The sequence below is a fragment of the Leptolyngbya sp. CALU 1928 genome (assembly GCF_056784215.1).
In genome coordinates, this window is the sequence record NZ_JBXBCE010000012.1 from 1 (window position 1) to 12,959 (window position 12,959).

The 12,959-nt window shown below is 48.7% G+C and carries 20 protein-coding genes; 10 read left to right on the plus strand and 10 right to left on the minus strand.

All coding sequences use genetic code 11. The features are described from left to right. Positions 1-338: 338 nt before the first annotated feature. The 9 genes from AC1S5B_RS22495 (at position 339) to AC1S5B_RS22535 (ending at position 6,345) form a co-directional block, all read left to right on the plus strand. Positions 339-533 carry a ribbon-helix-helix domain-containing protein gene (locus AC1S5B_RS22495; RefSeq protein WP_482037913.1) on the plus strand — a complete coding sequence of 65 codons (195 nt, stop codon included), beginning with the start codon at positions 339-341 and terminating at the stop codon, positions 531-533. A gap of 175 nt (positions 534-708) precedes the next feature. Further along, on the plus strand, positions 709-1,053 hold the full coding sequence (locus AC1S5B_RS22500; RefSeq protein ID WP_482037914.1) for a hypothetical protein: 345 nt from the start codon (positions 709-711) through the stop codon (positions 1,051-1,053). Between the two features lie 14 nt (positions 1,054-1,067). Then, positions 1,068-1,421: a hypothetical protein gene (locus AC1S5B_RS22505; protein WP_482037915.1), complete on the plus strand. Its 354-nt coding sequence runs from the start codon at positions 1,068-1,070 to the stop codon at positions 1,419-1,421. 14 nt (positions 1,422-1,435) lie between these two features. After that, on the plus strand, positions 1,436-2,050 hold the full coding sequence (locus tag AC1S5B_RS22510) for a Uma2 family endonuclease (RefSeq protein ID WP_482037916.1): 615 nt from the start codon (positions 1,436-1,438) through the stop codon (positions 2,048-2,050). A 226-nt stretch (positions 2,051-2,276) separates the two neighbouring features. Next, positions 2,277-2,426 carry a hypothetical protein gene (locus AC1S5B_RS22515; protein WP_482037917.1) on the plus strand — a complete coding sequence of 50 codons (150 nt, stop codon included), beginning with the start codon at positions 2,277-2,279 and terminating at the stop codon, positions 2,424-2,426. A gap of 322 nt (positions 2,427-2,748) precedes the next feature. Beyond that, positions 2,749-2,967: a hypothetical protein gene (locus tag AC1S5B_RS22520; RefSeq protein WP_482037918.1), complete on the plus strand. Its 219-nt coding sequence runs from the start codon at positions 2,749-2,751 to the stop codon at positions 2,965-2,967. Continuing rightward, positions 2,964-5,969, plus strand: coding sequence for a DUF3854 domain-containing protein (locus AC1S5B_RS22525; protein WP_482037919.1), 3,006 nt, complete (start codon positions 2,964-2,966; stop codon positions 5,967-5,969). Before AC1S5B_RS22520 ends, AC1S5B_RS22525 begins: the two co-directional genes overlap by 4 nt. Further along, positions 5,966-6,193, plus strand: a complete 228-nt coding sequence (locus tag AC1S5B_RS22530; RefSeq protein WP_482037920.1) for a hypothetical protein — start codon at positions 5,966-5,968, stop codon at positions 6,191-6,193. The genes AC1S5B_RS22525 and AC1S5B_RS22530 overlap by 4 nt, the downstream gene beginning before the upstream one ends. Then, a complete protein-coding gene (locus AC1S5B_RS22535) occupies positions 6,184-6,345 on the plus strand; it encodes a hypothetical protein (RefSeq protein ID WP_482037921.1) in 162 nt (53 codons plus the stop codon). The genes AC1S5B_RS22530 and AC1S5B_RS22535 overlap by 10 nt, the downstream gene beginning before the upstream one ends. A 343-nt stretch (positions 6,346-6,688) precedes the next feature. Here the strand turns inward: AC1S5B_RS22535 and AC1S5B_RS22540 are convergent, their stop codons facing one another. From AC1S5B_RS22540 to AC1S5B_RS22550, 3 genes are all read right to left on the minus strand, one after another. Then, positions 6,689-6,901 carry a hypothetical protein gene (locus AC1S5B_RS22540; protein WP_482037922.1) on the minus strand — a complete coding sequence of 71 codons (213 nt, stop codon included), beginning with the start codon at positions 6,899-6,901 and terminating at the stop codon, positions 6,689-6,691. Between the two features lie 38 nt (positions 6,902-6,939). After that, the gene (locus AC1S5B_RS22545) at positions 6,940-7,284 is read right to left on the minus strand and encodes a hypothetical protein (protein WP_482037923.1); all 345 of its coding nucleotides are present in this window, start codon (positions 7,282-7,284) and stop codon (positions 6,940-6,942) included. A gap of 75 nt (positions 7,285-7,359) precedes the next feature. Beyond that, the gene (locus AC1S5B_RS22550) at positions 7,360-7,569 is read right to left on the minus strand and encodes a hypothetical protein (protein ID WP_482037924.1); all 210 of its coding nucleotides are present in this window, start codon (positions 7,567-7,569) and stop codon (positions 7,360-7,362) included. A gap of 352 nt (positions 7,570-7,921) precedes the next feature. Between AC1S5B_RS22550 and AC1S5B_RS22555 the strand changes: the two genes are divergently transcribed. Then, complete coding sequence (locus tag AC1S5B_RS22555) at positions 7,922-8,278, plus strand: hypothetical protein (RefSeq protein ID WP_482037925.1); 357 nt, start codon at positions 7,922-7,924, stop codon at positions 8,276-8,278. Positions 8,279-8,289: 11 nt separating this feature from the next. On the opposite strand, the gene AC1S5B_RS22560 is transcribed toward AC1S5B_RS22555, so the two are convergent. From AC1S5B_RS22560 to AC1S5B_RS22590, 7 genes are all read right to left on the minus strand, one after another. Then, positions 8,290-8,547, minus strand: coding sequence for a hypothetical protein (locus tag AC1S5B_RS22560; RefSeq protein WP_482037926.1), 258 nt, complete (start codon positions 8,545-8,547; stop codon positions 8,290-8,292). 555 nt (positions 8,548-9,102) lie between these two features. Then, positions 9,103-10,875, minus strand: a complete 1,773-nt coding sequence (locus tag AC1S5B_RS22565) for an FtsK/SpoIIIE domain-containing protein (RefSeq protein ID WP_482037927.1) — start codon at positions 10,873-10,875, stop codon at positions 9,103-9,105. Beyond that, a complete protein-coding gene (locus AC1S5B_RS22570; protein ID WP_482037928.1) occupies positions 10,865-11,287 on the minus strand; it encodes a hypothetical protein in 423 nt (140 codons plus the stop codon). Before AC1S5B_RS22570 ends, AC1S5B_RS22565 begins: the two co-directional genes overlap by 11 nt. Continuing rightward, positions 11,280-11,678, minus strand: a complete 399-nt coding sequence (locus tag AC1S5B_RS22575; protein WP_482037929.1) for a hypothetical protein — start codon at positions 11,676-11,678, stop codon at positions 11,280-11,282. The genes AC1S5B_RS22570 and AC1S5B_RS22575 overlap by 8 nt, the downstream gene beginning before the upstream one ends. A gap of 74 nt (positions 11,679-11,752) precedes the next feature. Beyond that, entirely contained in the window at positions 11,753-11,950 is a 198-nt protein-coding gene (locus AC1S5B_RS22580; RefSeq protein WP_482037930.1) for a hypothetical protein, read from the minus strand. Continuing rightward, positions 11,950-12,111, minus strand: coding sequence for a hypothetical protein (locus tag AC1S5B_RS22585; protein WP_482037931.1), 162 nt, complete (start codon positions 12,109-12,111; stop codon positions 11,950-11,952). The genes AC1S5B_RS22580 and AC1S5B_RS22585 overlap by 1 nt, the downstream gene beginning before the upstream one ends. A 15-nt stretch (positions 12,112-12,126) precedes the next feature. Then, the gene (locus tag AC1S5B_RS22590; RefSeq protein ID WP_482037932.1) at positions 12,127-12,564 is read right to left on the minus strand and encodes a hypothetical protein; all 438 of its coding nucleotides are present in this window, start codon (positions 12,562-12,564) and stop codon (positions 12,127-12,129) included. Positions 12,565-12,959: the final 395 nt, after the last annotated feature.

Here is a 12,959-nt window from a genome sequence, read left to right on the forward strand (position 1 = left end):
ATATAGCCCATCAATGCCGGGAATCAGCTTGAGGCGACGTATCCAGCCGTAAAGAGTGGTTCTAGGCATTCCACCCGATCTCACTCGGTTTAACTCGATTCTTAGTTCCTCAAAGTCATATCCCTGAATGATTTGGACAGTGTTCATTGCGCGTCATTGGGGTTAGAGGGAATTTGTAGCAGTGCAACAGGGTTTAAAAGATTCAGCGATTGTTTGCCGTGTCCAATGAACTCTGTTGTATGCTTTGGATACTAGCATAGGATTAGTGCTATAAGCATAGGATTGCTGCTAATTTATAGCTAGTGTTATCAAATTCGCTTTATGGAGCTAAGATCACGATGAAGTCTATCGACTTGAATATGAGCAAGCGCACAACCATTACTCTCCCGGACGGCATATTTGACGACTTGGAGAATTGGGCAGACAAGGAAGGCAGACCAACTGCTAACCTTGCCGCTTTCCTTGTGGAATTAGCGGTCAAACAGCGCTTTGCTGAGAAGTATCCTGAAATGTCGGAATCTAAAGGCAAGTAAGGGGCGATCGCGGTAATGTTGAACGACCCTGAACGAGAGGAGTGGCAGACAGACTATGAGGCGATTCTGGCTGATTCAATAGAAGAAGCTCAGAAACTCTGTCAAAAGCTGGCAGAAACAAGAGGTTTAGAACTGCTAGAAATCCAAGAACCATCAAAGAAAAGGGGAAAGTTATATGTCTGCAAATTCGGCGGTTTTGTCGAGAGACAGGAGCCAACTAAGGATTCCTAAAATCACTCCTGATGATGGCGTATTTCTATTTGTTGACCTTGCCCATTTAACAAGCCATACCCCGGAGCAGGTTGAAGCAATGGCGATCGCGCTCGGCTACTCTCCAGAGTTGCGGATTGCTGAATATTTCAGAGAAGGGCAGTCAGTCTTAGAACCTGTGTTGCTGATTCATCAAGGAATAGTATCCACAAATGATGAGGCGTTGCTGAATCACTGGGAAGAGCTTACTTCTCAAGTTCAACCCTCTACAGCAGTACACCTTCGGAGTGGGCAATCATTAGCAGCGTAAGGAGAGCGATCGCGATGACAAAATCACAGCTAGACCGCACACTAGACACCCTGGTAGATTTTGCTGACCTAAACCGTCAAGCGCTCACCAGGTTGACTGATTTGATGGAGCAAAGCACCCGTGAGGTAAATGCCAGCATTGAGCGCTTAGGCGATCGCATTGACCAGATGGGCACCACGCTAGGCGGCAAAATTGACGATTTAGCGGCTCAAAATTCTATTCTGAGTGACAACATCACCCGCTTAGAGCGAACTGTAGAAAGGCAAGCGGCAACTGCGGATAAAAACGCTGATGCTGTTGCCCAACTGGTAGCACTTGCCCAACAGCAGGCGCAAACGGTGGATCGGATGTTGGCAGTCAGAGGATAGGAGGAGCGATCGCAATGATTCAAGCCATCCCAAAACCAATGTCTTTCGATGAGTTCCTGGAATGGCATCCTGAAGACGGTCGGATTTTCGAGCTATATGAAGGGGTGCCAACCGAATTGAATCCTACAGGGACACATGAAGCGATTGCTGGGTTCCTTTCTCTCAAACTGGGAATTGAACTTGACCGGGCATCGTTACCTTATTTCATTCCTAAAACAGCTACAGTCAAGCCCTACCGGGATAGACAAGGCTATAAGCCAGACGTGATTTTACTCGATAGAGCGGCGATCGCCCATGAACCAGATTGGGCAAAAAAGTCAACCATCCATGATGGAGCGACCGTTAAGCTAGCGATCGAGGTGGCAAGCACCAACTGGCGGGATGACTATGGGGTGAAGCTAACTGACTATGAAGAAATGGGCATCGCTGAATATTGGATTGTGGACTACATTCCTTTAGGGGCTGCTCGGTATATTGGCTCACCTAAACGTCCGACAATTACCATTTATCAATTAGTCGATGGTGAGTATTTCTTTCAGCAGTTTCGAGCGGATGAACAGGTTATATCGATTGCTCTGCCAGGGCTGCAACTGACCGCTGACCAGATATTTAATTCTGCTGAGGTTTAGGGTGGAAAAAGGTTCACGTGTTTTATCTGGTATGCAGTTAAGAGAAATAGAGAAGCTTAGCATCTCAAATATCACGGTATACCGCGTGAAAAGCTTGCCTAGAAAGCTGCTGAGCATTTGTACTTAATTGGAGAAAGTTTGAAAGAAGCGATCGCAAATAGCAAGATCAACGCTACTATTCTGCTTAAGTCCGTGTGCAAACGTCCGAACAAAGAGGGATCTGGCAATGAAAAAAGAGCCGCTGGAAGTTATGAATGTCCGACTGCCCAGAAAAGACATTGAAGCAATTCGGAACCAGGCGATCGCCAACGAAACCACTCTTACAGGGATGGCAAGAGAAATGCTGCAACGAAGCCTTTTACAATCTTCTCAATAAATCAAAAAACCCGACGTAGTTCCACCTACATCGGGTTTTAGATTGTTCAGCCTGAGTGAGTTTTGATTGCTTAACACCCAACAAACTCATCAGGGTCACTCCCCGCTAAGCGGGAAATTAGTATGAATAACTACAAAAGGAGGCAGTTACCATGTCTCCATTTTTCAGTTACCATGTCTCCATTTTTAACCCAAAATACGCTACCTGAAAGCGTTTGTCAGAGTTTCCTGACATTTGTCCTAACATTTTATATCAATCTTACTCGTATATCTCACAACGGGATTTTTGGGACTCAAGCCCAACCTACGGCAAGGGGCGGCTTATGAGTCTGGTTTTACGTTGCAGCGGTTGCCGCAGTCTCAACCTTGAGATCCGAACTGGCATCGACGACCAGCATTTTGCAGAGTTGCATTGCCCACAGTGCGATCGCTTCATTCGCAATCTCACTCAGCCCCAGGCGCAATCATTTAGTCGGCATTTGCCCAAGCCACAGCCGCAGCCACCGGAGCAGCTTTCATTGTTGGAGGGGGGCGAGTCATGAGTGCGATCGACCCTATCCAAAAAAACTTTGAGCAACGAACCGCCGATGAGTTCATTCACGGCAGCGCGATCGCCCCTGACCTGTTCCAAAGTGCCGTTAACTTCATTGAAGACACGGGCTACTGGGAGACACACCAGACGCTAGGGTTTGAAGTTCATACCCAATGGCAAACCCGCAAACCTCACGACTTTGGAACTCTGGCAGGGCTGAAAAATGAAGCCGATTCATTCTGGCAGTTCAAGCCAGAGAAACCGTTAACCGACAAAAAAGGTAAAACACAAAAGTACCAGACCCCTAAAGGCAACGGTTTACGGGCGTTTTTGCCAGCGGTCAACCGGGAAACGAGACGGGCGATCGCTCAGCGTTATAGCTGTGAAGTTCCCCCACCCGGTGAGAGTTTTTGGGATTGGCTAGAGCTTCACCCAGAAATCCCAGTCATTCTCACTGAGGGCGGAAAGAAATCTCTCTGTTTACTATCCCACGGCTATGTTGCGATCGCGTTGTACGGCGTTCGCTGTGGAGTCCTGGAGAATGACATCATCAACGGTGAGAGAGTTCGCAGGCTGAAACCAGAACTCATCCCAGATTTGCAACGGTTCGCTACGCCAGGGCGCAAGATTACGATCGCCTTTGACCAGGACGATAAGCCCAAAACCAGAGCAGATGTCAGCGCGGCTCTCTCTCGTTTGGGGTTCGTCCTGGGTAAGGCTGGCTGTCAGGTGGAGATCGCCCAGTGGAGCCAAACCCAAGGCAAGGGCGTAGATGACTTAATTGTGAACTGCGGCGCGAGCGCTTGGGAAAAAGCCCATTCTGAAGCCATCTCGTTTGCTCAGTGGGCTGTATCTCGTCAATTAGCCCATGAAGTACGGCGTAAACCTGACCTCAATATTGGCGATCAAGAATTTACCGAAGTCGCCTTAGAGCTTCCTAGAGAGGGGCTTGTTGCGTTGTATGGCAATACTGGAACATCCAAATCAAAAGCGATCGCTTTAATGGTCGAAGGGCGGAAATGGTTATCAGTTACTTCCCTTACCAGCCTGGGGCGTGACCAGGCGGCAGGCTGGGACGGCGTGTTCATCAACGATGGAGATCGACACGGCTCAAAACTACTTAAAGATGGAGTGCCTGTAAACGGCGGCTCGGTTTGTGTGCCTTCATTGCTCAAAGTCTCAGCCGTCGAAGCTGAAGTGTTTGTTTTGGACGAGACTTCAGCCACTCTTGAGTTTGAATTAAGTTCAAAGCTTTCTAACAAAAATGGGATGCGACCGCTCTTATCAAGTGAGACAGGGCGGCGGATTCGAGAGGCTGGGTTAGTAATAATCGCCGATGCTGACCTGTCGGAGGAAGTGTTGCAACATGTCGAAGCAATTCGAGGGGAACGAGCTTATTTAGTCAGATCGAACCGGCAGGCACTCACCTACGAGGCGACCATCATCGACGGCTCCAAGAATGGTGCGATCGCCATGCTCCAAGAGCGCGATAAGCAAGCGCCCGAAGGCAAGATTATTTATATCAATGCTGACTCAAAAGCTTTTGCTGAGACTCTTACAGAGCTTTTAGGGCGAGAGCGAACACTTTTAATTACTGGAGACACCAGCGGCGGTGAACTTCAGGCAAGCCTCTTAAGCAGCAAGGGGCGTGATTTACCCAGCTTAATCCTGAAAGGTATCAAGTACGTCATCTCGTCGCCTTCAGTGGTTCAGGGTTTCTCTTTCGAGCATCACACCAACTTAATTGATAGTGTTTGGGGCTTCTATGAAGGGTGTTCAATTTCAGCCCATAGCATTGCTCAAGCGCCCGATCGTCCGAGAGACAGCAACGTTCCCCGATTCATTTGGATTGCCAATAAAGGCAGCGCTTACAGCCGATTAAGTAAAGCGCAATCGATCGCAACCTTCTTGAAAGAGTTTAAGCAACTGAACACGACGGCGGCGCGGCTGGTTAGAAACTCGTTGACTCCTGATACTGCGATTGGGATTGATTGTCTGGACTGGCAAAGTCAAAACTTGAAAATGCTGGCGGCGATCGAAGTGCGTCGTAATCGGGGCATGTTTGCTCTGCGAGAAACCGTGATTGCCTTACTCCAGCGGAGAGGAAAGCGAGTCACGATTCAAGCACCAGCCTTATCTAAAGCAGCGCTATCAGTCATGGGAACGGTGGTCAAGGCTGCCAGCCAAGCGGTTAAGGAGCGTCGCTATCAAGCTGTCTCAAGCGCAGAATCCATCACCAAGCAACAAGCGGAAGAGTTAGCCGAACAATCCGATCCACTCGCCCCAGAGCAGGTGCTAAGCCTTGAAAAGTTCTATATCGGTGAATTCTATCGACTTGAACAGGTTTCAGCTTCTGATGTGTCTTTTGATCGCAAGGGGCGAACCCGATCTCAGATCAAAGCACTTGAAGCGGTGCTATCGCCCGATTTAGCAACCGAGGCAACAGCCAAAACCATCAACCAAAACCCAAAGAATCCACAAGATTGGAATCCTCTAGCGGTCAAGGTTTGGCTGTTGGAGCAGTCAGGGGCAGCGGCATTAATTCGCGCGATCGCAGCCGGAGAAATAGAGGAACTTACTTCCGACCTGATAAAGCCAATCGCTGACTTCATCCGCAATCATCCTCACGAATTTAAGATAGCCTTCGGTTTCCGAAATATTGAGGGACTGTCCGCTCAGCAGATAATGGGCGAGATTCTCACCCGTCACGGGATTAAGACCAAACGACGAGGCAATAAAAACAACCTGCGCTATGAAGTCCAAAAACCTCAGTTAGAAGAACTTTTAGGGATTATCCAAAGGCGTAAGCTAGCGATCGCACCCCCCCTAAATCAAGGGATAAATCAGGGGGGTGCGATCTCTCTGAAAATCCCTCCGGAGCTTGAAAAGTGGCTCACTTCAGAGTCCTTAGCAGACGTGCAGGCGATGTGGAAAGGGGCAGATTCGGAGGAAGTCAGGGCAGAGATTAGGAAATTTGTACCACTGGCAGTTTTAGAAAGGGCAATTGCATGACTTCCCAGTTCAAGTTGGGCGATCGCGTGGTTCTCACTGGCGAGGGCTGCAATCAACCTGCTCGTCAGTTAATGGCACTTTGGACGATTAAATCATTTGCTCCTGAACACCGAATCAGAGTTTACATTAACCCTGATATGCAGTTGGTTGAGGGGTTGGCATCGCTCGGAGAAAAAGTGTATCCCCGTGACTGGCTGGTTCTATATCGGCGGCAATGGGTGTAAAAACAGCTATCTTGCTGCAAAAAAGTCCAGATTGGCGCTGGCAGTTAGGCACCAGCGGATCAATGTTTTATCCTGCCGTTCGCTTGTTCCGGCAAACAGCCAACAACGATTGGCGTGGACCCGTTGAGCAAATTGCAGAGAGGAAAGTTTAACTTATAGAGAGTTTAAGTTGGCAGGCAGCAAGGTAAGCGAGAAAAAGCTAAAACTGGCGGAGCGCCGTCACCGAGCGATCGCAAGCTGGAAATTGGCATCGAATCAAGTTGGCTCAACAAGTTTAAGAATTAATCCTGAGTTTCCTGAGGGGATTAGCGAATTTAAAACAGAGTGTCAGGATTCCACTGAAAAAAGAATCGGGAGTTTCAGGAGAGGATTAGAGAAGACAATTCCCAATACCCGGATATCTGTCCTGACATGCTGCGAGATGACAAGTAGCTTTGCATTAAAAAGCAGCCTGGTAAGCGGCTGCTAGGCATGATGGAACTTCAATAGTTTAAGTCAGGGGCGCGACGATAGGAGCGGCGCAGCGTCCGCTTTCACTCGCTCAAAGCTAGACGCAATATTGCTTTTGCCAGAATAGCCAGTGCCTTTTAAACCGTACAGCGCGAGGCAGTCGGCAGGATTGCGCTTGCTCCAAGTTCTAAACCCGTTGTAGCTGCGATCGCATCCGGCGGCAACAGCAACGGCATACGCTTGCTGAGTGGTGAGCAATCTTTGCCCATCGGCTCGTTGCTCGTTGCCAGTGGCAGCTACGCCACCCGTCGCTTTTTTGGCTGGTCTATACCCACGTCTATACGATTAGTTTTAGCGTCTAGATGCTTCAATCTTTCGTCTATACGCTGGTCTATACTCTCGTCTATACGCTTCAATCTTTCGTCTATACGAGCGTCTATACTCTCACCTAGATTACCGTCTATACGATTGGGTGCGTCTATGCCTGTATCTAGATAATCATCTAGATGCCCTTCTAGGTAGCTGGATACCAAGCGCTTTAATACCTGTGAAGCATTAGTATCGCGGGTGTTGGCTCTTGCCTTGAATGCCTCCCACTGCTCAGGAGAAAGCTTGAATGTTGCCAGAATGGAAGGTGTCATCTATACCGCCGTCTATACTTGGTTACCTGTTAGTATAGACGATATAGTAAACTGTCTAGTCAATCGTATAGACGCTTATTGGATGATGAGCGCTGCAAGCTTGTTTAACCTCTCTTCAATCTGATCCAAGCGCGATTTGATGATCGGCGCTTTTGACTTCTTCAGATAGAGTGCGATCGCTTCTCTGACCAGGGCGCTTTCAGACTGCCCGGTCGCCTCTTGAATCAATTGCAGGGCAGTATAATGATCGGGTGGAATTTTCCCGGCGACGTGAGCAAGTTTCATTTTGATTAATCCGATTAACTGATTAACTCACGCCCTGTATTCACTTCAAAAATTGACAGGTCAAAAACAGGGTGTTAGTCCAAGTTTAGTCCAAAAAGCTGGACTGATTCTAGAACTCCTATTCAGTAAGCATTTAAGATCATTGACTAATTGCCGTGTGAGCAATTAGTCATCGAATTCATTGCGTTTCAGCCGTTGGGAGCAGTAGATTTAGTCCAATCAGGGAAACTGATTAATTGTCCGATCCTTGCCTTCCACTTTTCCCGATTCCCTCGTGCGGGTTGAATGTTGCCTCACCTTTGCTATTCATGTTACCTTTGTAAGGTAGTGTGCAAAAGTAACATGAATAGCTATGAACCGGGTTGAGGCATTGCAAGCAAAACTGAACGGTCTCTTGACTGAAGCGGCGGCAATTCGAGGGTCAGGACAATGCTTGCAAGGCGTTCGGCTGGAAGCATCATCGGCGGGTGGAACTGCCAGCGGCAAAAGTCAGACTAATTGCAAGTATGGACGGCTTCGCGCTGGCAAGGGCAAGCTGCTAAGCAATGGCTCAAAATCCCAATATGTGCCGCTGGCTGAATTGGGCAAGATGGAAGCGGCGATCGCCCGTGGTCAGGAGTTGACCAAAATCGAGCGCGAGATTAAAAAGGTCGCTGCCCAATTAGACCAACTGGCAAGAACGGCAGCGCGGTTAGGGTTGCCAGTTTGAAAATGTAGTGCCTAACTTTTTTCTAATCGCTCCCATCCGACACGATTTTCTTCCCCGAAACAATCAAGCTGTGAAGCTAGTGCATCAAGCAACGCTGCGACCGTGCGATATTGCTTGCTTTGGTCGTCAAGTTGTTCAAACTCTGCGATCGCCAGACGTAACAACAAAAGTGAGTCCTCTAACAATCGAGCATTTTTTAGCCCTTGCGCGATTACGGTGCGCTGATCCGGCTCAGGTTCAGGCGAAGCTAAAACGATAAAGTTAGGCACTACAAATCCTCAATTAATTTTGTACAAAACGCCCTCACTCTGAAAGAGAAAAGTGAAGCTTATAGAAAGTGAAGTGTGGCAAGGAAGTTTCTATGAGGGAGAAACGCCGCAATCGCTTTGCTCGTAGATGATTGCGGCATTTTTGGATCTAGGGTGTCACTTCCAAAAGTTGAACTTATAGGAAATGAAAGTTCCGCTCCAAAAGTGACACTTATAGGAAGTGACAGTTCAGCCAAAATTCTAGGCAGCGATCGCCCTTGGCAGAGAGGTAGGCAAAATCGAAAAGTGTTACTTACAGCAAGTGTTAGTTCGTTAGTTTTCAGGCTGCGATCGCCGTAGGAATCGCCTCACTTAATAAAAACTCCCTAGGTTTGTAGTTGAGGAAGTTTGCTTTTCTCTCTCTACAAAGCTGCTGTCTAGCGCTGCTGTGTTAGTGCCGTCTAAAAAGTGCTGTGTGCTGTCTAAAAAGTGCTGTGTGCTGTCTAAACCTAAAAAGTGCTGTGTTCTCGATTTATGAGCGAACACAGCACTAAACAGCACTTTGAGGGCATCCCCTCATTTGAGCCATTTCACCCACTCAGCACGGCACCCATCCGGGGTATAGGTTTCGATTGAACCATGTTCCATTAACTGTATTAAGAAATCATCCACCTGATCCGCTTTGAAACCGCGATTACTGCCCCAAGAATATTTCACGTCTCGCACTGAGATTTCTCGTTTCTTTTGCAGGTATTGAGCCAAGCTTTTTAGGTCATCATTTGCGAATTCGCTTTCAGCTTCAGGCTGATCGACGGTAGGCAAACTGAAGGATTTTTCAAGCAGTTCTCGCGGCGTGGGTGCTTTGAATTCTTGGCTAAATTGCTCCAATGTGGGAGCCGATAGACCCGGCTTAATGCTTGTCGGCAGGGCTAGATTAGATTTGAAAACCGTATCTCGATGGGGCAAATAAAGCCCTTGCAAGCGCTGGGTTTCTTTGCCGTCGTCATAGAGCAAATCCCCCTTACCGAGTAGGTTAACTCCAGCGGTATCCCCATTCAGAACAAACTCAGAATCCCGATCCTTTTGCACCTTCAGGCATAGCCTTGAAAGGCATTTGCTGTTAATTTGCGGAGGCAATAGCTTTCCATCGATCCGCTGTGATGACCAGACAAAAAAGACACCAGCGGCAGGGGCTAAACTTGCCAGTGATTCAAGGATCGGTAACTCTGGCGAACGAGGGTCAAGGGCAAACAAGTCTTGAAACTCATCCCAAAACACACCGATGTAGGGCATGGGTTTACCCGTGGTAGAACCATAGTCATCAATGGTTTGGGCACCCACTGTCCTGAACTGGGCATAGCGATCGCCCACCAACTCTTTTAGGTATTTCACCAACTCAGCCGCATCCTCACGGGTGTAAGACACTGGCTGCAATAGATAAGGACTACCTTTCATGAATCCCAACGTCACGCCGCCTTTCCCATCACCGCAGATAAATTGAATCTGCTCTGGGCTGTATCTATCGACTAGGCTGCCCATTGCTGAAAGAATCCATTGGCTCTTGCCCTGGCGCGGGGCACCTCCCACCACAAAATGCTGCAAGCGATCGCCGCTCAACTCTTCCTCTACCAGTTCGCCTCTGACATTCACCCCAATCGCCATCCGCATCGCCCCATCTGTTACCGGGTGGATGTAGTCGGCAAAGTGGCAGAACTGGCGATCCGGTCTGGGAATGGAGAGGGCGATCGCACCCTTTTCTAAAGTCAGCACGGGGGCATCCGATAAACTCAGCAGCGCTTGGATCGAATCTGCTACCCCATCAGACTGAAGCTGTTTAATTTTCTTCAGGTCATGCGGGCGCAACTGCAACTGAACCATTTGTGGTCCCGCAATCGCGTTTACATAATCTGTGCGAATTTCCAGGTGTTCAGCTAAAAGCTGTTGCACTGCTGAGGCAAATGCTTCTAATTGGCTTGTGCCTGCGGGTAATAGTAAGGGGCGCTCGGTGCGTTGTGCCGCTGCAAGCTGGATAGAGGGCAGGGACGGTTGCACCGATTTGACGATCGCGTTTAGGGTCGCTTCCTCCGATGCCCATTCCAACACATCGCGGCGATGTTGATATTTCTCAGCTTGCTCTGTGGCAGATTTAGCCCGATGGCATAGAGCAGCGCTGCCGATCCAAAACGCGATCGCACTTTCTGTTCTGCGGGGCAATTCACTAAACTGAAACCCAAACCCGACCAGGGCGCTTGCCAGTGCCAACAAACTATAAACCCAACTATTGGTGCGGGTGTGGCGGCTCTGCCCATAAATTTCTACCAACTGGTAGGGCTTAATCTCATCCACCATGGCTCAATGCCTCCCATGCGATGACAAAGAAAGCGACGGCACTGGGAATGGTGAACTGCATTTCTACCAGCTTTTGGATATCCTTTGCTCCTTCTGAGTTGATGGCAAACAGATAGAGCAGATACCAGGCGATCGCAATACCAACAGCGCTTCCTAAAGTGATGAGTGGATATCCGTTGGAAAAGCACCAATCCGCAACGGGTAGCCACAACCGAGCGGCGATCGCTGGAATGACGAACAGCCAACAGCCACGCCATATCACCGCTTCTAAGCTTTTTGGTGCGCCAAAGTGTTTCTGTACCCAAGTATTTTTAGGTGGGATTTTGGTGGGTTTATTCTGCTGTTTGATCTGCCCTAGGAGCGCATTGATCACCGTCTGAAAGTCTTCGGTTGAAGGAGTTTGGTCACTCATAGCCGCGCTCCTCGGTACAGGTTTCGCCCCATCCAAAAAGACCATCTGCTTTGCAATCCCTACGGGTGAATGGCTTCTTTTCGATGGGCGGCTGAATAACGATGACGGGTGGTGACGGAGGAACGGCGGGGGCGGCTGGCAAGGGAGCCGGAACGAACAATCGACCGATACTGTAGGCAAGGAAGCCGAAAAAGAACATTCCAACTAAACCTGCTGCTAGCCATCTGAAGGAATCCCAAAAGCCGTTAGGGTAAGGGCTTGCTGGATTGGGCTGTAGGGCAGTGGGATGAACTTCGGTGATGCTGTAAACGCGATCGCCCACTTGAACCAGTTGTGATCCGGTGGATTGCTGGTAGGGCGTAATTTGTAGTGTCTGGTCTGTTTGCTGCATGATGGCAATAGTCCTGTTGAGTGGACAAGGCAGGGGCGATCGCGACTTTCTCAGGGATGCGATCGCACTGCTCTTTAAGATTCGTAGAAGTTAATCACCACGGCGGCGGTTACACCTTTAGCGGTTTCGAGTGGCAACTGAAATTTTTCTTGATACCAGGCTAATCGCCTAAGAGCATCGCCTAAAAGCTCTGTTGCCATTGCATGATAGATTTGCTCGTTTCTGGCTTCATCACTGATATCTGTTTCGGGTGCGGCGGTTTTGGCTGTCATCACATTTCTTTGAGTAATTCGCTAAAGATTTTTTTGGCTCGTTCATAGTCGGGGTCACTGTCGGTTTCGATGATGATGTTTGTCATGCGGTCGAATAGGGGCAATTGCCCATCACAGGGCGGCGGCGCTGGCTTAGGCGGCTTAATCTTTGGGCGCTTCATGGGTTTTGTACGAAACTACATTGGCAGGCAACCAAGGGCAGATGAGGCAGCGATCGCGGGGTACTCTACCGAATCGGCAAACCGTGAAAAGCAATCACTAAGAGAATCTAGGGTGATGACTTCGGGTTCAGGTTCAGCAGCTTTCAGCCCCAATTTCTCAGCCGTGCGGGTCATCACGTCGGCGTGAAATGTTTGAGGCGAGTAAAGGTAGGCAAGGGTGTCACTCACCTGCTCTATGGCGTTGGTTCTGTCGCTGGCAATTTTGCCTAGTGATTGCTGAATCCCTGCCAACTGCTGCTGAGTGCGAACGGCTAAGGTTGCTTTATCCTGCACGGTGGCTTGATGGGCAGCGCTGGCTGTGGCAGTGTGGCGATCGCTCTTAGATTGCTTGGTCTTGCCGTTTACATTGGGCAGTTCAATCGATTTTGATTCAGCTTCATTAAGTCTCGGCATTGCTTTAAGTCCTTTGTGTTTAGGTTTCAGAGTTTTTTAAGAGAAGTAGACTTTCTCAAATTTGGCGATCGAGGGGCATTTCTGTAGGAAGCGGTTTAGAGCTTTTAAGGTTTCCAAATCTTCCTGTGTATATAGGCTCAGTTATAGCAGCGGACAAAAAATGGTCGTTAAGGCTGAAAGGCTCATGAATTAAAGCTTTCAGCGATTACTTTGCTTGAGTACTTGTTGGCTTGAACTGTCCCATCTTTAGCCAAAAATGGGACAGTTCAAGTCATAAGCAACGGTTTTACGCCATTACAGGCTTCTCAGCAGTGGTTGACCAGACCTCGTAAATGGGACAGTTTACTCCAACCGCTCACTAACGACCAGAATTTTTCCGCTGCTATAACTGAGCC